The organism is Paracoccus yeei ATCC BAA-599 (assembly GCF_000622145.1).
GTDB lineage: Bacteria > Pseudomonadota > Alphaproteobacteria > Rhodobacterales > Rhodobacteraceae > Paracoccus > Paracoccus yeei.
Window position 1 is genome coordinate 186,301 of the sequence record NZ_KK211402.1, and the last position, 23,945, is coordinate 210,245.

At 68.5% G+C, this 23,945-nt stretch carries 20 protein-coding genes; 16 read left to right on the plus strand and 4 right to left on the minus strand.

All coding sequences use genetic code 11. The features are described from left to right. The first annotated feature begins 79 nt into the window (after positions 1 to 79). The 13 genes from BU28_RS23800 to BU28_RS23815 all read left to right on the plus strand — a co-directional run bounded on the left by BU28_RS23800 (position 80) and on the right by BU28_RS23815 (position 16,770). Positions 80 to 1,276, plus strand: coding sequence for an HlyD family secretion protein (locus tag BU28_RS23800; RefSeq protein ID WP_051578314.1), 1,197 nt, complete (start codon positions 80 to 82; stop codon positions 1,274 to 1,276). Between the two features lies 1 nt (position 1,277). Beyond that, positions 1,278 to 2,861: a DHA2 family efflux MFS transporter permease subunit gene (locus BU28_RS0118620; protein ID WP_028720756.1), complete on the plus strand. Its 1,584-nt coding sequence runs from the start codon at positions 1,278 to 1,280 to the stop codon at positions 2,859 to 2,861. A gap of 288 nt (positions 2,862 to 3,149) precedes the next feature. After that, positions 3,150 to 3,356, plus strand: coding sequence for a hypothetical protein (locus BU28_RS23805; protein ID WP_036763549.1), 207 nt, complete (start codon positions 3,150 to 3,152; stop codon positions 3,354 to 3,356). A 120-nt stretch (positions 3,357 to 3,476) separates the two neighbouring features. Continuing rightward, the gene (gene ytfQ / locus BU28_RS0118635) at positions 3,477 to 4,439 is read left to right on the plus strand and encodes a galactofuranose ABC transporter, galactofuranose-binding protein YtfQ (protein ID WP_028720758.1); all 963 of its coding nucleotides are present in this window, start codon (positions 3,477 to 3,479) and stop codon (positions 4,437 to 4,439) included. 48 nt (positions 4,440 to 4,487) lie between these two features. Then, positions 4,488 to 6,002 carry a sugar ABC transporter ATP-binding protein gene (locus tag BU28_RS0118640; protein WP_028720759.1) on the plus strand — a complete coding sequence of 505 codons (1,515 nt, stop codon included), beginning with the start codon at positions 4,488 to 4,490 and terminating at the stop codon, positions 6,000 to 6,002. Next, on the plus strand, positions 5,999 to 6,997 hold the full coding sequence (locus tag BU28_RS0118645) for an ABC transporter permease (protein ID WP_028720760.1): 999 nt from the start codon (positions 5,999 to 6,001) through the stop codon (positions 6,995 to 6,997). The genes BU28_RS0118640 and BU28_RS0118645 overlap by 4 nt, the downstream gene beginning before the upstream one ends. Further along, complete coding sequence (gene yjfF / locus BU28_RS0118650; protein WP_081791473.1) at positions 6,994 to 7,974, plus strand: galactofuranose ABC transporter, permease protein YjfF; 981 nt, start codon at positions 6,994 to 6,996, stop codon at positions 7,972 to 7,974. The genes BU28_RS0118645 and yjfF overlap by 4 nt, the downstream gene beginning before the upstream one ends. Positions 7,975 to 7,979: 5 nt before the next feature. Then, positions 7,980 to 8,726: a FadR/GntR family transcriptional regulator gene (locus tag BU28_RS0118655; protein ID WP_028720762.1), complete on the plus strand. Its 747-nt coding sequence runs from the start codon at positions 7,980 to 7,982 to the stop codon at positions 8,724 to 8,726. Positions 8,727 to 8,931: 205 nt separating this feature from the next. Continuing rightward, complete coding sequence (locus BU28_RS0118660) at positions 8,932 to 10,332, plus strand: Vgb family protein (RefSeq protein WP_028720763.1); 1,401 nt, start codon at positions 8,932 to 8,934, stop codon at positions 10,330 to 10,332. Between the two features lie 203 nt (positions 10,333 to 10,535). After that, on the plus strand, positions 10,536 to 12,833 hold the full coding sequence (locus tag BU28_RS0118665) for a FepA family TonB-dependent siderophore receptor (RefSeq protein ID WP_051578315.1): 2,298 nt from the start codon (positions 10,536 to 10,538) through the stop codon (positions 12,831 to 12,833). An 81-nt stretch (positions 12,834 to 12,914) separates the two neighbouring features. Continuing rightward, positions 12,915 to 13,634 carry a response regulator gene (locus BU28_RS0118670; protein ID WP_028720765.1) on the plus strand — a complete coding sequence of 240 codons (720 nt, stop codon included), beginning with the start codon at positions 12,915 to 12,917 and terminating at the stop codon, positions 13,632 to 13,634. Further along, the gene (locus tag BU28_RS24350) at positions 13,631 to 14,998 is read left to right on the plus strand and encodes an ATP-binding protein (protein ID WP_028720766.1); all 1,368 of its coding nucleotides are present in this window, start codon (positions 13,631 to 13,633) and stop codon (positions 14,996 to 14,998) included. Before BU28_RS0118670 ends, BU28_RS24350 begins: the two co-directional genes overlap by 4 nt. Positions 14,999 to 15,132: 134 nt before the next feature. Beyond that, on the plus strand, positions 15,133 to 16,770 hold the full coding sequence (locus BU28_RS23815) for an OpgD/OpgG family glucan biosynthesis protein (RefSeq protein ID WP_233145015.1): 1,638 nt from the start codon (positions 15,133 to 15,135) through the stop codon (positions 16,768 to 16,770). Between the two features lie 9 nt (positions 16,771 to 16,779). On the opposite strand, the gene BU28_RS0118685 is transcribed toward BU28_RS23815, so the two are convergent. From BU28_RS0118685 to BU28_RS0118700, 4 genes are read right to left on the minus strand one after another with little or no spacing between them, the layout of a single operon-like run. Next, entirely contained in the window at positions 16,780 to 17,919 is a 1,140-nt protein-coding gene (locus BU28_RS0118685) for an acyl-CoA dehydrogenase family protein (RefSeq protein WP_028720767.1), read from the minus strand. Then, entirely contained in the window at positions 17,916 to 19,097 is a 1,182-nt protein-coding gene (locus BU28_RS0118690; RefSeq protein WP_028720768.1) for an acetyl-CoA C-acyltransferase, read from the minus strand. Before BU28_RS0118690 ends, BU28_RS0118685 begins: the two co-directional genes overlap by 4 nt. A 4-nt stretch (positions 19,098 to 19,101) precedes the next feature. Then, the gene (locus tag BU28_RS0118695; protein WP_028720769.1) at positions 19,102 to 19,869 is read right to left on the minus strand and encodes a 3-hydroxyacyl-CoA dehydrogenase; all 768 of its coding nucleotides are present in this window, start codon (positions 19,867 to 19,869) and stop codon (positions 19,102 to 19,104) included. Positions 19,870 to 19,872: 3 nt separating this feature from the next. After that, positions 19,873 to 21,546 (minus strand): AMP-binding protein, encoded by a 1,674-nt coding sequence (locus BU28_RS0118700; protein WP_028720770.1) that lies wholly within the window; start codon positions 21,544 to 21,546, stop codon positions 19,873 to 19,875. A 141-nt stretch (positions 21,547 to 21,687) separates the two neighbouring features. Here BU28_RS0118700 and BU28_RS0118705 point away from each other — a divergent pair, with 141 nt between their 5' ends. The 3 genes from BU28_RS0118705 (at position 21,688) to BU28_RS0118715 (ending at position 23,891) form a co-directional block, all read left to right on the plus strand. Next, entirely contained in the window at positions 21,688 to 22,683 is a 996-nt protein-coding gene (locus BU28_RS0118705) for an AraC family transcriptional regulator (protein ID WP_233145014.1), read from the plus strand. Between the two features lie 206 nt (positions 22,684 to 22,889). After that, positions 22,890 to 23,627: a calcium-binding protein gene (locus tag BU28_RS0118710; RefSeq protein ID WP_036763709.1), complete on the plus strand. Its 738-nt coding sequence runs from the start codon at positions 22,890 to 22,892 to the stop codon at positions 23,625 to 23,627. A gap of 84 nt (positions 23,628 to 23,711) precedes the next feature. Continuing rightward, positions 23,712 to 23,891 (plus strand): hypothetical protein, encoded by a 180-nt coding sequence (locus tag BU28_RS0118715; protein WP_028720773.1) that lies wholly within the window; start codon positions 23,712 to 23,714, stop codon positions 23,889 to 23,891. The last annotated feature ends 54 nt before the right edge of the window (positions 23,892 to 23,945 follow it).

The window sequence follows — 23,945 nt, forward strand, 5'->3', positions numbered from 1 at the left end:
TATATTGACCGAACGGTTCGGTCAACACTATATTGCAAAGCCTCCTGATCAGATTCGCCTCCCTTAGAAAGGCCGCCCCATGGCTTCCGATATTTCTGCCCCGCAGCCCGCCAAGGGCGGCAAGGCCAAGCGCGTCCTGGCCATCGTGGCCCTTCTGGTGCTGGTGCTGGCCGGCTGGCAGGGGTGGCGCTGGTACAGCCACGGCCGCTTTCACCAGGAAACGGACGACGCCTATCTGCAGGCCGACCTGATCATGCTGCAGGCCCGCGATACCGGCTATGTCGCCGAGGTGCTGGTCGCCCCGAACGCGCCCGTGAAAAAGGACCAGGTGATCGCGGTGATCGACCCGCAGGATTACGCGCTGGCGCTGGAAAAGGCGCAGAACGCCCTGGCCCTGGCCGAAAGCGCGCAGGTCCAGCTGGACGCGCAGATCGTCGCGGGCCAGGCCGCCGTCGAACAGGCCCGCGCGGCCCTTGCCGCCGCCGAGGCGACGAACGATGGCGCGCAGAAAAGCTTTCGCCGCGCCCAGGAACTGAAAGTGACATCGGCCGGAACCCAGGCGGCGCTTGACGCGGCCGAGGCGACGGCGAAATCGGCCAGCGCCCAGGTCGCCAGCGCCCGCGCCGCGCTGTCGCAGGCCAAGGCCGAGGTGCAGGTCCTCGAAGCCAAGCGCGACAGCGCCGCGCTGGATGTCCGCTCGGCCCAGACCGGGCTGCGGCTGGCGCAGCGCGACCTGGACTTTACCCGGGTCCGCGCGCCCTTTGACGGCATCCTGACCGAACGCCAGATCGAGGTCGGCTCCTTCGTGACCACCGGCTCGCGCATCGGAACGCTGGTGCCCACCGGCGCCGTCTATGTCGAGGCAAACTTCAAGGAAACCCAGATCGCCGGCATCCGCCCGGGGGCCGAGGTGCGCATTACCGTGGACGCCTGGCCCGACGCCGAGCTGCGCGGCCATGTGGACAGCCTGACCGCCGGGACCGGGCAGGTGTTCAGCCTGCTGCCCGCCTCGAACGCGACCGGCAACTTCACCAAGGTCGTCCAGCGCGTCCCGGTCCGCATCGAGATCGAGGCCCAGGACCGCGCCCGCCTGCCGCTGCGCCCCGGCATGTCCGTCGTGGTCGAGGTCGACACCCGCACCGGCCAGGACGAGCCCCTGCCCGCCGCCGCCCCCGCGACAAAGCGGCCCACCGACGCCGACCCGGGCGACGCCCCGCCGACCAGCGCGCTGGACCGGCGCGGCGCAGTGACCGCCGCTGCCAACGCCGAGGGCTGACATGGCAAGCCCCGCCGCGACGGTGGCCGGGCCCGCGGTCGCCCCGGCCGAGGACCGCATCGACCCCCGCCGGCTGATCACCTTCCTGCTGATGGTACTGGGCATGTTCATGGCGATCCTGGACATCCAGATCGTCTCGGCCTCGCTGTCCGAAATCCAGTCCGGGCTTGCGGCCTCCGGCGACGAGATCCCGTGGATCCAGACCTCGTACCTGATCGCCGAAGTCATCATGATCCCGCTGTCGGGCTATCTGTCGCGGATGCTGTCGACGCGCTGGCTGTTCACCATTTCGTCGGCCGGCTTCACGCTGATGAGCCTGATGTGCGGCCTTTCGAACAACATCAGCGAGATGATCCTGTGGCGCGCGCTGCAAGGCTTCATCGGGGGCGCGATGATCCCGACGGTTTTTGCCTGCGCCTTCACGATCTTTCCGCGCTCCAAGATGCACATCGTCTCGCCCATGATCGGGCTGGTGGCGACGCTGGCGCCGACCATCGGCCCGACGCTGGGCGGCTATCTGACCGAGTTCCTCAGCTGGCACTGGCTGTTCTTCATCAACGTGATCCCCGGCATCATCGTCACCACGGCGGCCTTCCTGCTGATCGACTTCGACAAGCCGGACATGAGCCTGCTCAGCCGGTTCGACTGGTGGGGCTTTCTGGGCCTGGCGCTGCTGCTGGGGGCCATGGAGTACGTGCTTGAGGAAGGCGCCAAGAACGACTGGTTCGCGGACGAGACCATCGTGCTTCTGACGGCCGTGATGCTGGTGGGGGGATTCCTGTTCTTCTGGCGGGCCTTCACGGCGCGCGAGCCCATCGTGCGGCTGGACGCCTTCGCCGACCGCAACTTCGCCATGGGCTCGATGTTCAGCTTCGGCCTTGGCATCGGGCTTTACGGGCTGATCTATATCTTTCCGGTCTATCTGTCGGGGATCCGCGGCTACAACTCGCTGCAGATCGGCGAGGCGATGATGGTGTCGGGCATCGCCATGTTCCTGACCGCGCCCGTGGCGGGGCGGCTGTCGCGCTCGGTCGATCCCCGGATCATGATGGCCGTGGGCTTCGTCATGTTCTCGCTGAGCTGCTGGATGATGACCCGGCTGACCGACGACTGGGATTACTGGGAGATCTTCGTGCCCCAGATCCTGCGCGGGGTGTCCTTGATGCTGTGCATGGTGCCGGTGTCGAACATCGCGCTGGGGATGCTGCCGCCCGACAAGGTCAAGAACGCCTCGGGCCTGTTCAACCTGACGCGCAACCTGGGCGGCGCGGTGGGGCTGGCGCTGATCAACACGATCCTGTCGAATCGCCAGGACTTCCACTATGCCCGGATCGCCGAAAGCGTCAGCGCCACGAACCCGGCCGCCGATCAGGCGATGGGGATGCTTCAGGGCGCTTACGCCTCGCTGGGCGATGTGGCCGACACCGCGGCGCTGTCGACGTTGACGGGCCTTGTGCGCATGCAGGCCATGGTCATGTCGCTGGGCGATATCTTCCTTTTGCTGGCTGGACTTTTCGCCGCGCTCGGAATGCTCCTGGCCTTTGTCCAGAAACCGGCGGCCGGGGGCGGCGGCGGCGGGCACTAGCCCGCCCGCGAAGCCGAACACAGGAATCGGGGAAATTGTAATCAGCCATTGCTGGCTCGCTCGCGGCGATGTTTTACTGCGATTCTGCACATGCGGAGCGGACCCGATGGGGCGAAGGCTGATTTCATCCTGGAAAGGCCAGAAAAGCGTCGGCGCCCTTCGCGACGGCCGCGTGATGGACCTGGCGCCGAACACCCTGGTGGCGCGGACGCCGCGCGTCTGCATCGATGTGGCAACGCGGCTTGCCGACACGCCCTTGCCCCTTTGGCGGTCCAAGGTATTCCCCACATGACACTCGATCGCGACCAGAACTGGCGGATGCGCCTGTGCTGCGGGCTGATCTGGTTCGCGATGTCGCTGGCCCTGGTGCTGGAGGTCGCGCTGCTGATCGGCTGGCTGGTGGGCCATGTCGGCCTGGCCTTTCGCATCGGCGTCATCCTGCACCTGCTGGGCTGGCTCTGGGTCCTGCGCTGCGACCGGCGGCATCGCGATTGATCTGACTATTCGGCGGACCTGCCGCCGTTCGGGATGACAGTTGAAACTGTTGACCGGCAATAAATCATACTTTATCCCTTGAGTCTGAGGGTTGGAGGACCTTCACAGGGGAGGATCATCATGAAACGCACGCTTCTGGCGGCCAGTTCGGCCGCCTGCCTGATGCTGTCCGGCGCCGGCGCCTTTGCCGCGGACATGACCGTGGGCTTTTCGCAGATCGGCTCGGAATCGGGCTGGCGCGCCGCCGAAACCACGGTGACGCAGAACCAGGCCAAGGACCGCGGCATCGACCTGAAATTCGCCGATGCCCAGCAGAAACAGGAAAACCAGATCAAGGCCGTGCGCGGCTTCATCGCGCAGGGGGTCGACGCCATCCTGATCGCCCCGGTCGTCGCCACCGGATGGGAGGACGTGCTGGCCGAGGCCAAGGACGCCGAAATCCCCGTCGTCCTGCTGGACCGCCAGATCGACGCGCCCGAGGACCTGTACCTGACCGCCGTGACCTCGGACCAGGTCCACGAAGGCAAGGTGGCCGGCGAATGGCTGGTCAAGGACGTGGGCGACAAGCCGTGCAAGGTCGTGGAACTGCAGGGCACCACTGGCTCGTCCCCGGCGATCAACCGCAAGAAGGGCTTCGAGGAAGCCATCGCGGGCCATTCCAACATCACCATCGCCCGCAGCCAGACCGGCGACTTTACCCGCACCAAGGGCAAGGAGGTGATGGAAAGCTTCATCAAGGCGGAAAACGGCGGCAAGGACATCTGCGCTGTCTATGCCCATAACGACGACATGGCCGTGGGCGCGATCCAGGCCATCAAGGAAGCGGGGCTGAAGCCCGGCACCGACATCAGGATCGTGTCGATCGACGCCGTGCCCGACATCTTCCTGGCCATGGCCGCCGGAGAGGCGAACGCCACGGTCGAGCTGACCCCGAACATGGCGGGGCCCGCCTTCGACGTGCTCGAGAAATACCTGGCCGACGGCACCGAGCCGCCGAAATGGATCCAGACGGAATCGAAACTCTATACCCAGGCCGACGACCCCAAGGCGGTCTACGAATCCAAGAAGGACCTGGGCTATTGAGCCTGCGGGCGGGGCTGTCCGGCCCCGCCCCTTTTAGGGAACCCGATCATGACCGACCCGGCGCTGCTGACCGCGCGGGGAATCGACAAGGCATTCTTCGGCGTGAAGGTGCTGGACGGCGTCGATTTCACCCTGCATCCCGGAGAGATCCATGCCCTGCTGGGTGAAAACGGCGCGGGCAAGTCCACGCTGGTCAAGATCCTGACCGGCGCCTATCGCCGCGACGCCGGCGCCATGCAGCTTGAGGGTGCCGAGGTCGAGCCGCGATCCGTTGCCGAGGCGCAGGCCCTGGGCATCGGCACGGTCTATCAAGAGGTCAACCTGCTCGACAATCTGACGGTGGCCGAGAACCTGTATCTGGGCCGCCAGCCTCGCCGCTGGGGCATGATCGACCGCCGCCGGATGCGGGCCCGCGCCGGCGTGCTGCTGGCCCGCTATGGCATTGCCGCCGACCCGGACGAAACCCTGGCCCGCTATTCCGTGGCCGTGCGCCAGATCATCGCCATCGCCCGCGCGGTGGATCTGTCGGGCAAGGTGCTGTTTCTGGACGAACCCACCGCCAGCCTGGACGCGCGCGAGGTACAGGCGCTGTTCACCGTCCTGAAACAGTTGCGCGACCAGGGCCTGGGCATCGTCATCATCACCCATTTCCTGGATCAGGTCTATCAGGTCGCCGACCGCGTGACGGTGCTGAGGAACGGCCGCATGGTCGGCAGCCGCCGCCTGGCGGACCTGCCCCGCCGCGATCTGGTGGCCCTGATGCTGGGCCGCGACCTGGCCGAGGCGACGGCGCATCGCGACCCAGGCGCCGAGGCCCCCGGCGACACGCCGGCCGCCTTCCGGTTCGAAGGCTACGGCAAGCGCGGCTCGGTCGCGCCCTTCGACCTGGCGATCCGCGCGAGCGAGGTGGTGGGGATCGCGGGGCTTCTGGGCTCGGGGCGCACCGAGACGGCGCGGCTGATGTTCGGGATCGACCGCCCCGACAGCGGCCGTGCGCTGGTCGACGACCGCCCCGTCGCCCTGACCTCGCCCGAAGAGGCGATCTCGCTGGGCTTCGGCATGTGCCCCGAGGAACGCAAGACCGACGGCATCGTGGGCGACCTGTCGGTAAGCCAGAACATCGCGCTGGCCCTGCAGGCCCGGCGCGGCTGGGCACGCCCCATCCCCCGGCGCGAGGCGGATGCGCTGGCGCGGCGCTATATCAAGGCGCTGGACATCCGCCCGCCCGACCCCGACCGGCCGATCAAGTTCCTGTCCGGCGGCAACCAGCAAAAGGCGATCCTGGCGCGCTGGCTTGCGACCGACCCGCGCCTGCTGATCCTGGACGAGCCGACGCGCGGCATCGATATTGGCGCGCATGCCGAGATCATCGCCCTGATCGAGCGGCTGCGCGCCGACGGCATGGCGCTGGTCGTCATCTCCTCGGAAATCGAGGAACTGGTCGCCTATTCCACCCGCGTCATCGTGCTGTCGGACCGCCAGCACGTCCGCGAACTGCGGGGCGCCGACATATCGGCCCAGGCCATCGTCGAGGCGATGGCCGTGCCCGGAGAGGCCGCATGAAAAAGCTGGTCGCGCTTCGTCCGCAACTTGTCGCGCTGGCCGTGGTGCTGGTGCTGATCGGCCTCGTCTCGCCCGGGTTCTTTTTGGTCACGGTGCAGAACGGCCGGCTTTACGGCAGCCTGATCGACGTGGGCGTGCGCGTCGCGCCGGTCGCGCTGCTGGCGATCGGCATGACACTGGTGATCGCCACGCGCGGCATCGACCTGTCGGTGGGCGCGGTCATGGCGATCACCGGCGCGGTCGCGGCGACGCTGGTGGCCAACGGCCAGCCGGTCCCGGTGGTGCTGGCGGTCTCGCTGGCGCTGGGGCTGCTGTGCGGGCTTTGGAACGGCGTGCTGGTGGCATTCCTGGACATCCAGCCGATCATCGCCACGCTGATCCTGATGGTCGCGGGGCGCGGCATCGCGCAGCTTGTCACCGGCGGCGTGATCCTGACCTTCAATTCGGACGCCTTCAGCTTTCTGGGCTCGGGCGCGGTCCTGGGCGTGCCCATGCCGATCCTGATCTGGCTGGCGATGGGGGCCGCGGTCGGGCTGGCCGTTCGCCGCACCGCGCTGGGGCTGCTGATCGAGGCGGTGGGGATCAACCGCCGCGCCGCGATGCTGGTGGGGGTGCGGGCGCGGTTCCTGATCCTTGCGACCTATGCCATCTCGGGGCTTTGCGCGGCAATGGCGGGAATGATCGTCACCGCCGACATCCACGGCGCCGACGCCAACAACGCGGGCCTCTGGCTGGAGCTGGACGCGATCCTCGCCGTGGTGATCGGCGGCACCTCGCTGGCGGGAGGGCGGTTTTCCATCACTGCCTCGCTGATCGGGGCGCTGATCATCCAGGCCCTGAACACGGGCATCCTGATGTCCGGCTGGCCGCCCGAGTTCAACCTGATCGTCAAGGCCGTGGTCATCGTCGCCATCCTGACGCTGCAATCGCCCGCGGTCGCCGACCAGGTGACGATGCTGAAGGGCCTGACCGCCCGTCGAAAGGCCCCGGAATGATCCGCGCACGCCACCTGCCCTTTGCCGCGACCGTCCTGATCTTTCTGGCCGCCTATGCGCTTTGCGCGGCGCAGTTCCCGAACATGCTGTCCTGGCGGGTGGCGGGGAACCTGCTGACCGACAACGCCTTCCTGGGCATCGCGGCGGTCGGCATGACTTTCGTCATCCTGTCGGGCGGGATCGACCTGTCGATGGGCTCGGTCATCGCCTTCACCTCGGTCTTCGTGGCGGTGCTGGTCCGGGCCGGCGTGCATCCGGCGCTGGCCTTCGCCCTGGCGCTGGCCGTCTCGACCGGGTTCGGGGCGCTGATGGGGCTGACCATCCACGCGCTCAAGATGCCGGCCTTTGTGGTGACGCTGGCGGGGATGTTCCTGGCGCGCGGCGCGGCCTTCCTGATCTCGACCGACAGCGTGCCGATCAGCCACGACTTCCTGCGCGCGCTCAAGGGGCTGTTCATCGCCCTGCCCGACCGCGGCAAGCTCAGCTTCCTGGCCATGCTGATGCTGGCAGGTTTTGCCGTCGGCGTGGTGCTGGCCCATCGCACCCGCTTCGGCGCCAATGTCTATGCGCTTGGCGGGTCGGAACAATCGGCCGAGCTGATGGGCGTGCCGCTGCGCCGCACCATGGTGCAGCTTTACGCCTTTTCGGGCTTCATGGCGGGGCTTTCGGGGTTGGCCTATACGCTTTACACCTCGGCCGGCTATTCGCTGGCGGCGGTCGGGCTGGAACTGGACGCCATCGCCGCCGTGGTGGTGGGCGGCACCTTGCTGACCGGCGGATCGGGCCTGGTTCTCGGGACGCTGTTCGGCGTGTTGATCCAGGGGCTGATCCAGACCTATATCGTCTTTGACGGCACGCTGTCGTCCTGGTGGACCAAGATCGTGGTGGGATTGCTGCTTTTCGCCTTCATCGTGCTGCAGCGGCTGATCCTGCTGGTCTCTGAACGTCGCGCCGCCCTGCGCGCGTCGGGGGGCTGAGGCCGATGGGAGTCCTGCGCCAGCGCATGTTCGGGGACGCGCCGCGATCCAGCCACGCCCGGGTGGTGGACCAGTTGGGCCGCGCCATCATCGCGGGCGAGTTCCCCGAAGGCGCCACCCTGCCCGGCGATCCGCAGCTGCTGGACCGCTTCGGCGTGTCCCGCAGTGTCCTGCGCGAGGCGATGAAGACGCTGGCCGCCAAGGGGCTGGTCCGCGCGAAATCCCGCGTCGGCACGCGGGTCAATCCCCGCGCAGCCTGGAACTTCGTCGACTCGGACGTGATCACATGGACGATGCAATCGGGCATGAGCGCCGAATTCATCGACCATCTCAGCGAAATGCGCCTGGCGTTCGAGCCGGCCGCGGCGCGCCTGGCCGCGCTGAACGCCACGGCCGAGGAAATCGCAGCCCTGTTCGGCATCGCCGCGCGCATCGACAACCCGGGCCACAGCCGCGAATCCGTCGCGCAAGAGGACCTGAACTTTCACCTGGCGGTCGCCGCCATGTCGCGCAACCCCTTCATGCGCTCGGTCACCACGCTGATCGAGGCGGCGCTGGCCGTGTCGTTCCAGATGTCGTCCCCCGCGCTCAGCCCCGAGGGCATCGCCCGCTGCGCGGCCCAGCACCTCTCCATCGCCAGCGCCATCGCCGCGCGCGACCCCGAGGCCGCCGCCGCGGCCATGCGCGCCGTCATCCTTGAGGGGGCCGACCGCGCGCGCGAGGCCTTCCTGGCCGCGCCCGACAAGTCCTGACCATCCGGGCCAGCGACATTTCGCGACAAACTCGCCGCAGGTTTTCGCTTGCGCTCGGATCGGGGTGCTGGTCTTAATCGCGCCGTGCCAGCCCCACGCCAGCCTGCCAACTTTCGACCGTCAGGACGACCGGCCCCGGGGCAGCCTTGCGCGACCCGATGGTGGCCTCGGCCTGCGGCGCGAACTACATGATAAGGAACGTTTCATGTCGATGATCCGGATGTCCCGTATGCGGCTGATGCTGTGCGCCTCGGCAATCGCGCTGGCCGGCGGCGCCACGGCCAGCCTGGCCGATACGCTTTTCACCAAACCCGTCCCCGACTTCGTGGGTCGCGTTTCGGCCCAGGGGGTGGACCGCGCGCCGATCCTCAAGGGCGGCAAGGCGGTCATTTCCGGCGAGGGGCTGGTGCCCGGCCAGACCGTGACCCTGCTGCGCGGAACGACCCCCCTGAATCCGCAGCCGATCACCGTCGATGCCGAAGGCAACTTCAGCTTTGATCTGGCGCTGGACGCCGATGCGGAAATCGGCCTGCAACCGATCCTGGTCGTGACCGAGAACCCGGCCAGCGCCGAGGTCGTGCAGCTGAAGGTCTCGCCCGAGGTGCCTGTGTCGGGGGCGGACAAGTTCACCGTGGAAAACCAGCCGGTGACGCGCGGGCTGTACCAGGTGAAATACAGCCAAGGTGCGAACGCCGCCTTCGTGACCAGCGCCGTCGGCCGACCGCCGGTCAAGGAATCCAAGCTTGTCAAGATCGACGCCGACAGCCTGAAGGTCCTGGCCGAGGTGACGCCCGCCGCCGCCCCCGCCCGTGCCGACGGCAGCGACGGCGGCCTGCTGGCCGTCTATGGCGTGGACGTGGACGAGGCCAACGGCAATGTCTGGGTCACCAACACCCGCCAGGATACGGCAGCCGTCTACAAGCAATCCGATCTGTCGCTGGTCAAGCAGTTCGAACCGGGCGCGGTGCCGCACGCCCGCGACGTGGTGGTGGACGAATCCAATGGCCGCGCCTATGCCAGCGCGACCGGCACGAATGAAATCAAGGTCTTCGACACCAAGACGCTGGAGCCGCTGGACCCCATCGTCATCCCGTCCAAGATCCGGGGCGAAGAGTTCTCGACCATGGCGCTGGACATCGACGAGCCGGGCGGCAAACTCGTCACCGTCAGCCTGTCCACGCCCGAAGCGGCCATCGTCGATCTCAAGACCGGCGAGGTCAAGGTGCACGCGCTGCCGGGCGCCAAGGCCGCCTCGGGCGTGGCCTATGACCCGCAGGAAGGGCTGATCTTCGTCGCCTCGCAAGCGACCGACAACCTGCTGATCCTCAAGGCCGACACGGGCGATGTCCTGCATGACGTGGCGGTGGGTGCGGGTGCGCTGAACGTGGCCTTCGACCCGGTGGGGCGCTTGGCCTATGTCGCGAACCGCGGCGCGGGCACCGTCACCGTCGTCAGCCCGCAGGGTGAAATCGTCGCGAACCTGGACATCGGCGGCATGCCGAACCAGCTGCGCGCCGACGGCAAGGGCAACATCTGGGCCGTGAACAAGGGCGCGCAGGGCGACGAGGCGGGCGACCGCATCTGGAAGATCACGCCCAAGTCCTGATCGGCCTGGCCGGTTGACCGACGAGCGCCCGGCGGAACAGCCTTCCGCCGGGCGTTTCCGTGCGGCGCAGCCGCAGCTTTGCGACAGATTGCGACAAAATATTCTGTAACTTTTCTTGATGCTTGTGCCTGTAAGTGATTGAAGGCCACAAGCCCGCGCAAGCCAGCCATCCCTCCCTCAGCCCCCCGATCCCGGAGCATGCGATGGCTACGCTTATCCCGCGCCCAGCAATGGGCACCGCCCTTTGCCTGTTGATCTCGATCCCGGCCTTCGCAGGTTTTGCCCTGGCCCAGGACACGATCGAAACCACCGATACCGACGACACCGTCGTCCTTGAAACCGTCGTCCTTTCCGCCGAGGAACAGGGCAAGCAGGCCCTGGGCGTCTCGACCATCACCGCAGAGGACATCGAAAAACAGCCGGTCGTCAACGACATCTCGGAAATCGTGCGCAAGATGCCCGGCGTCAACCTGACCGGCGCCACCGCCAGCGGCCAGCGCGGCAACCAGCGCCAGATCGACATCCGCGGCATGGGGCCGGAAAACACCCTGATCCTGATCGACGGCAAGCCCGTCATGTCGCGCAACTCGGTCCGCATGAGCCGCAACGGCGAACGCGATTCGCGCGGCGATTCGAACTGGGTGCCGGCCGAGATGATCGAGCGCATCGAAGTTCTGCGCGGCCCGGCGGCGGCGCGCTATGGCTCGGGCTCGTCGGGCGGGGTGGTCAATATCATCACCAAGCGCCCCGAAACCTTCTCGGGGCAGGTCGGGATGCACTACAACTCGCCCGAAAGCCGGCAGGAAGGCGACTCGGTGCGCAGCAACTTCATGCTGGCCGGGCCCATCGGTGAAAATCTCACCTTCCGGCTGTTCGGCAATTACAACAAGACCGATGCCGATTCCCCCGACATCAACCGCGTGCCCCTGCTGGACGACGACGGCAACCCGGTCCTCGATGACGAGGGCAACCCCGAATACAGCAACCTCGCTGGCCGCGAAGGCGTGGTGAACAAGGATCTGAACGGGTTGCTGAGCTGGCAGGTCGCCCCCGGCCATGTCATCGACTTCGAAGCGGGCTTCTCGCGCCAGGGCAACATCTATGCCGGCGACACCATGTTCGGCTCGGTGAAAGAGGAACAGGACGGCGTCAACCTGATCGGTACCGAGACCAACCGGATGTATCGCCGCACCCTGTCGGTGACCCACCGGGGCGAATATGACTTCGGCGAGTCCTTCAGCTATCTGCAATGGGAAAACACCCGCAACGCGCGGCTGTGCGAAGGCACGGCCGGCAGTGGCGAGGGCGCGATCACCAACTGCGTCGATACCGATGGCGACGGCGAAGACGACGCGATGGCGTTCAGCACGATCACGCTGGACAACATCACCGCCAAAAGCGAATGGATCCTGCCGATGCAGTTGGCCGGCCGGGACAGCCGCGTGACCTTCGGCGCCGAATACCGCGGCGAGTTCATGGAGGACGGCGTGTCGATCCGCGGGTCGCTGGATCCGGACCTGGGCGAAGACATCGGCGTCGATCCCGACGGAGAGAACCGCGATCCCAAGACCGACCAACAGACCATCGGCCTTTATGCCGAGGCGAATATCCTGTGGAACGACAGGCTGACCCTGACCCCCGGTCTGCGCTTCGACTACAACGACAATTTCGGCGCCGCCTGGTCGCCCAGCCTGAACGCGACCTATGAGTTCAACGAGGCCTGGACCATGAAGCTGGGCGTGGCGCGCGCGTTCAAGGCACCGAACCTGTATCAGCTGAACCCGAACTACGTCTACACCACGCGCGGGCGCGGCTGCCCCTATGTGGACGGCGTGCAGATCAGCGGTCCGTGCTATGTCCTGGGAAACCCCGATCTCGAGGCCGAACGCAGCCTGAACAAGGAAATCGGGATCGCCTATCAGGGCGCCAACGATCTGAACGCCAGCCTGACCTGGTTCCACAACGACTATGACAACCGCATCGGCTCGGGTCGGATCCAGCACAACCCCGGCGCCACGGAAAACCGCCTGTTCCGCTGGGAGAACCAGAAGAACGCGGTGATCTCGGGGATCGAGGGCAACTTCTCGACACCGCTGGGCGACCGCTATGCCTTCAACACCAACTTCACCAAGATGATCAAGTCCGAGGACGAAAACGGCCAACCGCTGAGCCTGGTGCCGGACTATACCATCAACGCCTCGCTCGACTGGTATGCGACGCCGGATCTGACCCTGACCCTGGGTGCGACGCACTACGGCAAGATCGACCCGGCAACGATCGGCAACAGCATGGGCAACGAGATCGAGGACCCCGAGGCGCGCGGCGGCTATACGTTGGTCAACGTGGGCGCAAACTGGCAGGTCAACGAAACCGCGCGGCTGTCGGCGGGGGTGACGAACCTGTTCGACAAGCAGATCCTGCGCACCAATACCAGCGACGGCGCGAACACGTTCAACGAACCGGGCCGCGCCTTCTACATGGGGCTGACCGCCTCGTTCTGATCGGCCGACTGGCCTTTCCCCCACCATGGGCGGCGGCATCCGGGATGCCGCCGTCGTTCGCATTCCCAAGCCGAGGGCCCCATGACCGACGCAGCCGAGCCGCGCATCCTGATCGTCGACGACGCCCGCGACATCCGCGAGCCGCTGGGCCAGTTCCTGCGCCGCAGCGGCTATCGCACCCGCCTGGCCGCCGATGCCGCCGAGGCCCGCCAGGCCCTTGCCGAGGACCCGGTGCACCTGGCCGTCATCGACGTGATGATGCCGGGCGAGGACGGGCTGAGCCTGTGCGCCTCGCTTGCGCGCGAAGGCCGGGTTCCGGTGATCCTGCTGACCGCCCTCGCCACGTCCGAGGATCAGGTGACCGGACTGGAAACCGGCGCCGACGATTACGTGACCAAGCCCTTCAACCCGCGCGAACTGCTGGCGCGCATCCGCGCCGTGCTGCGCCGCGCGCCCCCGCTCCAGCCCGGCCCCAGCGCGCTGCGCCGCCGTTTCGGCGGGCTTGTCCACGACCCCGCCAGCCGGCGCATCATCCGCCCCTCGGGGGCCGAGATCGCGCTGACTTCGGGGGAAAGCCGCATGCTCGGGCTGCTTCTGGACCATCCGGGCCAGGTGCTGACCCGGATGCGGCTGCTGGACCTGCACGCGGGCCGCGAGGCGCGGGCCTACGACCGGGCCGTCGACAACACCATCAGCCGCCTGCGCCACAAGATCGAGGCCGATCCGCGCAACCCGCGCCTGATCGTCACCGAATGGGGCGGCGGCTATCGGCTGGCCGCCGCGGTCGAGGTCCTGCCGTGATCGCCCCGCTGCGCCGGCTGCTGCCCGACCGGCTGGCGGCGCGGTTTTCGCTGCTGCTGGTCGCGGCGGTGCTGGGCATGAACCTGATCGCCGCGATCCTTCTGGCGCGCGAGGGATCGTCCTTTGACCGTGCGATCCGCTTGCAGGGCGACACGCAGCGGCTGATGGCGCTGGTCTCGGCGCTGGAATCGGCCGATGCGGCGACGGCGCGGCTGCTGCCCCGGCGCAGCAGCACGGGATTTACCCGGTTCTCGGTCGATGCCGCCCCGGTCGATCCCGGCGACTCGCACCGCCTGCCGGCCGAGGAGGCGGTGCTGGCCGCCCACCTGCCCGCCCACGACATCCAGATCCGCGAAGGGGGCGCCCCGATCGGGGCCGCGCGCGGCGCCCCCCTGATGACGGTCTCGGTCCGGCTGAAGGCCGGGCATTATCGGGGCGACTGGCTGAACACGCTGGCCTATCCGCTGCCCACCACCCGCGCCTGGGCGGTCAAGTCGGGCCTGTTCGTGCCGCTGGGCGCATCCCTGGTGGGTACGCTGCTGGTCGGGCTGTGGTTCATCCGTCGGATGACGCACCCGCTGCAATCGCTGGCCCAGGTGGCGCGCGCCGCCGGCCGGGGCGACCGCGCCGCCCGCGCGGCCGAGACGGGAGCCAGCGAACTGCGCGAGGCCGCCGTGGCCTTCAACGACATGCAGCGCCGCATCGCCGGGCTCGAGGCCGAGCGGATGCGGATGCTGGCCGCGCTTGGCCACGACCTGCGCACCCCGATCACCAGCCTGCGCCTGCGGGCCGAGTTGCTGGAGGACGACGACCAGCGCGACGACATGATCCGCATCCTGGACGACATGGCGGTGATGGCCGAAGGGCTGCTGCAGGCCGCCACCACCGGCGCCGCGACCGAACCGCGCCAGGTGACCGACCTGGACCGGCTGCTGTCCCGGCTTTGCGCCGAGCAGGGCGTGCCCTATCGCGGGCCGGGGCCCGTGCCCGTCCGGCTGCGCCCGGTGGCGATCAGCCGCGCGGTCTGCAACCTGGTCGGCAATGCGCTGCGCTATGCCGGCAATGCCCGCGTGACCCTTGCCATGGGCAAGGCGGGCGAGGCCGTGATCCGGGTCGAGGACGACGGCCCCGGCATCCCCCAGGCGCTGCTGCCCCGCGTCACCGAGCCCTTCGTGCGCGGCGAGGAAAGCCGCAACGCAGGCACCGGCGGCGCGGGACTGGGCCTGTCCATCGCGCGCGACATCGCCCGCGCCCATGGCGGCACTCTGGCGCTGGCGAACGCCCCGGCGGGCGGGCTCGTCGCGGAATTGCATCTGCCCTGTACAGGTGCCGGGGAACCGGCGAAAGACCGCCGGCAAGGCTGACGCCCGCCGGCGACAGTCCGCAACATTCGCTTGATCGTGCAGCCAAATTGCTTGCCAGCGCCGCCGCATTCGCCCTAGCGATAGGGCGGGCATCACCCCCCTTCGCCGCCGAAATGTTCAACGGAGTCCCCGACTTGCGCCTTCGCCGTCCCGCCGCCCTTTGCGCCGCCGTCCTTGCCTTGGCGCTTGGCCAGACCGCCCTGCCCCCCCTTGCTGCGGCGCAGGAACAAGCGGCCGCGTTCCAGCCGGCGCTGGGGCAGGCGCAGCCCTTCAGCATGGACGTGCTGACCCAGCGCGCCCGCGACCTGGCCGCCCAGCCCTATCGCGCCCCGGTGGTCGAACAGCCCGAGGTCCTGGAAAAGATCGACTACGACGCCCATTGGAAGATCCGCTTCCGCCCCGAGGCGACGGTCCGGGTCGGCGACGTGCCGGTGCAGTTCTTCCACCTGGGGACCTATTTCCGCAACCCGGTCAGGATCGCCGTGGTCGAGGACGGCGCGGCCCGCGCCATCACCTATGACCCGCGCTTTTTCGACATGCCTGCCGACAGCCCGGCGCGGCAGTTGACCCGAGGGACCGGATTTGCCGGGTTCCGCCTGATGGACCCCGACCTCAGGACCGACTGGATCAGCTTTCTGGGCGCGTCCTATTTCCGCACCTCGGGCCCCTTCGGCCAATACGGCATGTCGGCGCGTGGCCTGGCCATCAACTCGGGCATGACCGAGCCCGAGGAATTTCCCCTGTTCACCGAGTTCTACATCGAAAAGCCCAAGGACGGGCAGACCGACGTGACGATCTATGCGCTGATGGACAGCCCCTCGGTCGCGGGCGCCTATCGCATGGACATCCGCAAGGGCACGCCCGGCCAGGGCCAGACCATGCAGGTGTCCTCGAAGCTGTTCTTCCGCAACGCGGTCCAGCGGCTGGGGATCGCGCCCTTGACCTCGATGTACTGGTATTCGGAAACCAACCGCGTGCTGGCATTCGACTGGCGCCCCGAGGTGCATGACGCCGACGGGCTGATGATGGTCATGGGCAACGGCGAACAGATCTGGCGCCCGCTGATGAACCCGCCCCGCGTCGTCACCTCGAGCTTCCAGACCGAGAACCCGAAAGGGTTCGGCCTGATCCAGCGCGACCGCCGCTTCGAGAACTACGAGGACGACGGCGTGTTCTATGACAAGCGCGCCTCGGTCTGGATCGCGCCCAGGGAAGGCTGGGGCAAGGGCAACGTCCAGCTGGTCGAGATCCCGACCGAAGACGAGGTCTATGACAACATCGTCGCCTTCTGGAACCCCGAACGCCAGCCGCAGCCGGGCCAGGAAATGGACTTCGACTATACGCTCAGCTGGGTCGACCAGGCGCCGGTGCCGCAGCCGCTGGCCCGCACCGTGTCCACCCGCATCGGCGCGGGCGGCGTTCCCGGCCTGCCCCGACCCAAGAACGAGCTGAAGATCGTGATCGACTTCGACGGCGGCCAGATCGGCACGCTGGGCCAGAACCAGGGGGTCGAACCCGTCGTGACGGTCCCCGAAGGCGTCACCATCGTGCAAAGCTATGCCCTGCCGGTGGTGGGCACCTCGCGCTGGCGGCTGATCTTCGACATCGACGCGCCGGGGGTCGAGACGGCCGACATCCGCGCCTATCTGGCCAAGGACGGCCAGCCGCTGACGGAAACCTGGCTGGGCCAGGTCCATCCGGCCCAGTTCGACCGCGCCCGGCCCGGGGCCGATGTCCAGGCCACGCCCGCGGCCGCGGCCGCCAGCAACTGACAGCCCCGGTCAGCCCGCGGCGTCCAGGCCGCGGGCGATCACCATCCGCTGCACCTCGCTGGTGCCTTCGTAGATCTGCGTCACGCGCACGTCGCGATAGATGCGCTCGACCGGGTAATCGGCCAGATAGCCATAGCCCCCGTGGATCTGGATCGCCGCCGAGCACACCTTTTCCGCCATCTCGGATGCGAACAGCTTGGCCATGCTGGCCTCGGTCAGGCAGGGCTTGCCGGCCTCGCGCAGCCCGGCTGCGCGCAGGACCAGCAGCCGCGCGGCGTCGATCTGGACCGCCATGTCGGCCAGCATGAAGGCCACCGCCTGATGTTCGGCGATGGGCCGGCCAAAGGCGATGCGGTCCCGCGCATAGGCCAGCGCGGCCTGCCAGGCGCCGCGCGCCATGCCGACGGATTGCGCGGCGATGCCGATGCGGCCGCCTTCCAGGTTCGCCAGCGCAATGCGATAGCCCTCGCCCTCGGCGCCCAGCCGGTTCTCGACCGGCACCCGCATGTCCGTGAACGCCAGCGCGCAGGTGTCCGAGGCGTGCAGGCCCAGCTTCTGCTCGACCGTGACCACCTGATAGCCCGGCGTATCGGTCGGCACCAGAAAGGCCGAGATGCCCTTTTTCCCCGCATCCGGGTCGGTGACGGCAAAGACGATCACGACCTTGCCGTTCTTGCCCGAGGTGATGAACTGCTTGGCCCCGTCGATGACGTAATGGTCCCCGTCGCGCCGCGCCCTGGTGCGCAGGTTCGAGGCGTCCGAACCCGCCTGCGGCTCGGTCAGGGCAAAGCCGCCGATCCATTCGCCGCTCGCCATGCGGGGCAGAAAGCGGGCCTTCTGGTCGTCGGTGCCAAAGCGCAGGATCGGGACGCAGCCGACCGAGCTGTGCACCGACATGATGGTGCTGCAGGCCCCGTCCGCCGCCGCGATTTCCTCCAGCGCCAGGGCATAGGCGACGGTGCCGGTTTCCGACCCGCCGTGTTCCTCGGGGACCAGCATCCCCAGGAAGCCCAGTTCGCCCATCTCGGTCAGTTCGGCGCGCGGAAAGCGGCTGTCGCGGTCGCGTTCCGCCGCGCCGGGGGCAAGGCGTTCTTGCGCGAAGGCGCGGGCGGCGTCGCGGATCTGCTCCTGCTCCTCGGTCAGCATCATGCCAGCACCTCGATCGCCATGGCGGTCGCCTCGCCGCCGCCGATGCAAAGCGAGGCGATGCCGCGCTTGAGCCCGTGCGTTTCCAGCGCGGCCAGCAGCGTGACCAGCACCCGCGCGCCCGAGGCGCCGATGGGGTGGCCAAGCGCGCAGGCCCCGCCATGCACGTTCACCACGTCATGCGGCAGGCCCAGGTCGCGCATCGCGGCCATGGCGACGACGGCGAATGCCTCGTTGACCTCGAACAGGTCGAAGTCCCGGGTAGTCGACCCGGTTTTTTCCAGCAGTTTCCTGACGGCGCCGATGGGCGCGGTGGGAAACAGGTTCGGCGCGTCGGCATGGGTGGCATGGCCCAGGATGCGGGCCCGCGGGGTCAGGCCGCGCCGCTCGGCCTCGGACTGGCGCATCAGGACCAGCGTCGCCGCTCCGTCCGAAATCGACGAGGCGTTCGCCGCCGTCACCGTGCCGCCGTCGCGGAAGGCGGGCTTCAGGGTCGGGATCTTGTCCGGCCGCGCCTTGCCGGGCTGTTCGTCGGTATCGACCATCGCCTCTCCGCCACGGCCCTTGACCGCGACCGGCGCGATCTCGACCGCAAAGCGCCCCTGGGTGATGGCCGATTGCGCCCGGGTCAGCGAGGCGATGGCAAAGGCGTCCTGCGCCTCGCGCGTGAACTGATAGGCCTCGGCGCAATCCTCGGCGAATGTGCCCATCAACCGGCCCTTGTCATAGGCATCCTCAAGCCCGTCCAGGAACATGTGGTCGATGACCTGCCCGTGGCCCATGCGATAGCCTGCGCGGGCCTTGGGCAGCAGATAGGGCGCATTAGACATGCTCTCCATGCCGCCTGCGACCACCACCCCGGCCGAGCCCGCCAGGATCAGGTCGTGGCCCAGCATCGCGGCCTTCATCCCCGAGCCGCACATCTTGTTGACCGTGGTCGCCCCGGTCCCCGGCGGCAGGCCGGCCCCCAGCGCCGCCTGACGCGCGGGCGCCTGGCCATGGCCCGCGGGCAGGACGCAACCCATCAGCACCTCGTCCACCGCCTGCGGGTCCAGCCCCGCCAGGGCGGCGCGGATCGCGGTCGCGCCCAGCGTGGCGGCGGGAACCCCCGCCAGGTCGCCCTGAAAGCCGCCCATCGGGGTGCGGGCAGCGCCTGTGATCACAATCGGGTCCATGCTCAAATCCTCATTTCGGGGCCATGCGCAGCGCGCCGTCCAGCCGGATCACCTCGCCGTTCAGGTAGGGGTTCTCGACGATGTGGCGCAGCAGGGCGGCGTATTCGGCGGGATCGCCCAGCCGCGCGGGGAACGGGACCGTGCCGCCCAGGCTGTCCTGCACCTCGGCCGGCAGGCCCGCCATCATCGGCGTGGCAAAGATGCCGGGCGCGATGGTCACCACCCGGATGCCGTGGCGCGCCAGTTCGCGCGCGGCGGGCAGGGTCAGCGCGGCGACGCCCCCCTTGGAGGCCGCATAGGCCGCCTGGCCGATCTGCCCGTCGAAAGCCGCAATCGAGGCGGTGTTGACGATCACCCCGCGTTCGCCGCCCTCAAGCGGCGCGTTCCCGGTCATGGCCGAGGCCGCCAGCCGCAGGATGTTGAAGGTGCCGATCAGGTTGATCTGGATGGCGCGGGCGAAGCTCTCCAGCCTGTGCGGCCCGTCGCGGCCGACGATCCGCTCGCCCGGGGCGACGCCCGCGCAATTCACCGCCACGTCGATCCGGCCGAAGCTGTCCAGTGCGGCCTGGATCGCCGCCTCACCCTCGGCCGCGCTGGTCACGTCGCAGCGCTGAAAGCGCGCGGCCTTGCCCAAGGCATCGACCGTGGCGCGGCCGGCCTCGGCGTCGATGTCCAGCGCCATGACGCGGGCGCCGGCATCGACTGCCATCCGCGCGACCGCCGCCCCCAGACCCGAGCCCGCGCCGGTAATCACGAAAACCCTGTCCTGCATCTGCATCGCCTAGACCTGACTTTCCGCCAGCTTCTCGACCTCGGCCTTGCGCAGCAGGAACCGCTGGATCTTGCCGCTGGGGGTCTTGGGCAGTTCGGTGACGAATTCGACCAGCCGGGGATAGGCATGGGCCGACAGGCGCCGCTTGACATGGGCCTGAAGTTCCTCGGCCAGCGCGGCCGAGGCCTCTGCCCCCTTGGCCAGCACGACAAAGGCCTTCACCACCTCGGTCCGCTCGGGGTCGGGGACGCCGATCACCGCAGCCTCGACCACGGCGGGATGCTCGATCAGCGCGCTTTCCACGTCGAAGGGCCCGATCCGATAGCCCGAGCTTGTGATCACATCGTCCGAGCGCCCGATGAAGCTGATCGAGCCGTCGGGCTCGAACTCGACGCTGTCGCCGGTCCGGTAATACCGCCCGTCCAGCGCGGGCTTGCCCAGATAGCCCGAAAACCACATCAGCGGCGACTGTTCCAGGTCGATGGCCAGCACCCCCGGCTGGTTCGGGCCCATTTCCCGATCCTGATCGTCCAGCACGACGACGCGATAGCCCGGCATCGACAACCCGGCCGAGCCGGGGCGCACCGGATGGTCCAGCCCGTGGTGGTTGTTCACGCACATGCCCATTTCGGTCTGGCCGTAATGGTCGTGGATCGGCGCGTCCAGGTGCTGGGCGAACCAGCGCAGGATCTCGGGGTTCAGGGGCTCGCCCGCCGAACTGACGGCGCGCAGCTGGCCCTTGACGGGCGCTGCGGCCTCGGGGCCCGCCGCGATCAGCAGCCGATAGGCGGTGGGCGAGCCGGCAAGGTTCGTCACCCCCATCCGCCCGACGATCCGAAAGGTCGAGTCCGCCGTGAACCCGCCTTCGTAAAGCAGCGTCGTGCGGCCCAGCAGCAGCGGCCCGCAGATGGCGTAATACAGCCCATAGGCCCAGCCCGGGTCGGCGATGTTCCAGAACACGTCGTCGTCGCGCAGGTCGATGGCGTCGCGCATATAGGCGTCAAAGGCCAGCAGGGCCCGCAACGGCACCGGCACCCCCTTGGGCAGGCCCGTGGTGCCCGAGGTGGACATCAGCATGAAAAGATCGTCGCCCTTGCGCATCACCGGGGCGAAATCCGTCGACGCCTCGGCCAGCGCCTTGCGGAAATCGACGTCCTCGGGGGCCAGGGGCGCCTCGCCGTCGCGCACCGTGGCGATCTGCGGGCAGCCCTGAACCTCATCGAGCTTGGGGCGGTTCGCGCTGTTCGTGACGACCAGCTTGGCGCGGCTGGTCTCCAGCCGGTGCTGGATCGCCTTGGGACCAAAGGCGGTGAACAGCGGCTGATAGACCGCCCCCAGCCGCCAGGCGCCCAGGATCAGCGCGACCAGTTCGACCGTGCGCGGCAACATGCCCGCCACCACATCGCCAGGCCTGACGCCCTTGTCGCGCAGGACGTTCGCCGCCTTGGCGGACAGGGCGCGCAGGTCCTCGAAGCTGTACTCGGTCAGCACCTCGCCCGCCGACAGGCAGCGCAGCGCGATGCGATTGGCCCCGCAATGGCGGTCGCAGCATTCCACGCAGGCGTTCAGCCCGCTGTCCAGGTCGCCCGACAGGCGGGCGCGGGCCTGATCCAGGCGGAACCCGGCATAGGCATCGGCATAGGCAGGGCGCAGCGGCGCCGGGGACACTGTCGTGTCGGACATGGTCGATCCTCCCGTCAAACTCCCGCCCCTGACGATCGGGCGGCTCCCTGAGTTCGGGGCAAGGATAATGCGGCGGGCATTGCAGGCAATGACATTCGCGGCCAGAATTGCTGATCGGAAATGCCATGAAGGGGCGCGCGCGTGGCCGAACGCAGCATGATTTCTCAAGGCTTCGTGCAGGACGCGCTGGCCAGCCTGACCGCGCGCGGCATCGACCCCGGCCCGGTGCTCGCCCGCGCAGGGATCGCGCCCGACGCCCGGGGGCCGGTCGACAACCTGCAATACGGCCGGCTGTGGCTGGCCATCGCGGACCGCATCGGCTGCGAGATCTTCGGCATGGCCGCGCGGCCGATGCGGCCGGGCAGCTTTGCGCTGATGGGCCATGCCGTGCTGCACGCGGGCCGGCTGGAACGCGCGCTGCCCCGGGCGCTGCGCTTCCTGAACGTGGTGCTTGACGATCCGCAGGGCCGGCTGGTCCTGCGCGACGGCCGGGCCGAGATCGTGCTGACCGACCGGGCGGGCCCGCGCCCGGCCTTCGCCTATCGCGCCTATTGGCTGATCCTGCTGGGCCTGATGTGCTGGCTGGTCGGACGCCGCCTGCCGCTGGTCCGGGTGGACTTTGCCGGCCCGGCCCCGCCGAACCGGCAGGATTACCGCCAGTTCTTTGGCGCGCCGGTGCATTTCGACCAGCCCGAAAGCCGGCTGGTGCTGGCCGCCCGGCACCTCGCCTTGCCGACGATCCGCAGCGAAAAGGCGCTCAAGACCTTTCTGCGCGGGGCGCCGGCGAACATTCTGCTGCGCTATCGCCACGATCAGGGCGTCTCGGGGCGGGTTCGGGCGCTGCTGCGCGCGACGGCGCCCGCCGAATGGCCCGACTTCGACAGGCTCGCGCGCGACCTTGGCCTGTCGCCCGCCACGCTGCGCCGCCGCCTGCGGGCCGAGGGCCAGGGCTTTGCCGCCCTGCGCGCCGAGATGCGCCACGCCCAGGCCTGCCGCCTGCTGCGCGACGGCACCGACAGCGTCGCCCGCATCGCCGCGCGGCTGGGCTATGCCGAGCCGGGGGCCTTCCACCGCGCCTTTCTCAAGCTCGAGGGCACGACCCCGGCCCGTTACCGCGACAGCGCGGCCGGGGCCTGAGGCCGGCAAGGTTCCGCCGAGGACCAGATATTTGTCGCGGGTGCGGAATAATCCCCCCACCCGCCGCGTCATCCCTGTGGAACGTGCGGGCCGATCAAGCCGCGCACCACCCCGCGCAGCGGCCGAACCGGCAGCCCTGCGCGGCGAGGGGTCCCTTGGGTCCGCTCTGACCCGCCGGCACAGACGATTGCATGACGGAGACCATCATGGCCAACATTCGTGGCAACGACGACGACAACCGCCTGAACGGCACCAATCTGGTTGACCGGATCTGGGGCATGTCCGGGGACGATACGATCAACGGCTACAACGGCGCCGACACCATCGACGGGGGCGAAGGCAACGACCGCATCAACGCGGGCCAGGGCCACAACCGCGTCCTGGGCGGCGAAGGCAACGACGTCATCACGGCCGGCGCCGGCAACGACATCATCGACGCGGGCGACGGCAACGACGTGGTGAACGCCGGCCACGGCAACAACCGCATCACCCTGGGCGAAGGCAACGACAGCGCGGTGACCGGCTCGGGCGCCGACCAGATCTGGGCGGGCGAAGGCAATGACGTAGTCCGTTCGGGCGCGGGCGCCGACATCATCTATGGCGGCGAAGGCGATGACCGCATCCTGGCCGAGGCCGGCAACGACCGGCTGTTCGGACACGAGGGCAACGATACCCTGAACGGCGGTGCCGGCAACGACACTATGAGCGGCGGCGAAGGCGCGGACGTCTTCGTCTGGAACGGCGGGCGCGATGTGATCACCGATTTCGAGAACGGCGACGACCGCATCGACCTGTCCTATTATGCCCGTTTCGACAGCTTCGCCGACATTCGCGGCGCGGCGGTCCAAAGCGGCGACAGCGTGGTCATCAATGCCGGCGCCGACCGGGTGGTGATCCAGGACATGCGCCTGAACCAGCTCAGCAGCGACGACTTCAGCTGGTGACACGACACGACCGCCGGCCCGTTCCGGCCGGCGGTCCCCCCGATTGGCCCTTTCGGCGCGGGCCGCGCCCGGCTACCAAGGGGCATGCTGGTCGATCCGAACAATCCCTTCTTCGACGCGCTCTGGGTGCGGCTCCTGTGCGTGATACTGCCGCTCGCCTGGGCGGGGGTCGAGCTTTATTCCGGCGCCCATGTCTGGGCGGGCCTCTTTGCCGCGGCGGGGCTGTATCTGGCCTATGCGCTGTTCCTGCGGCGCGGCCGCTGACGGCGGCGTTTGATTTTCCGCGATAATCGTGCGAAACCCCCAGGCATGGCCCCT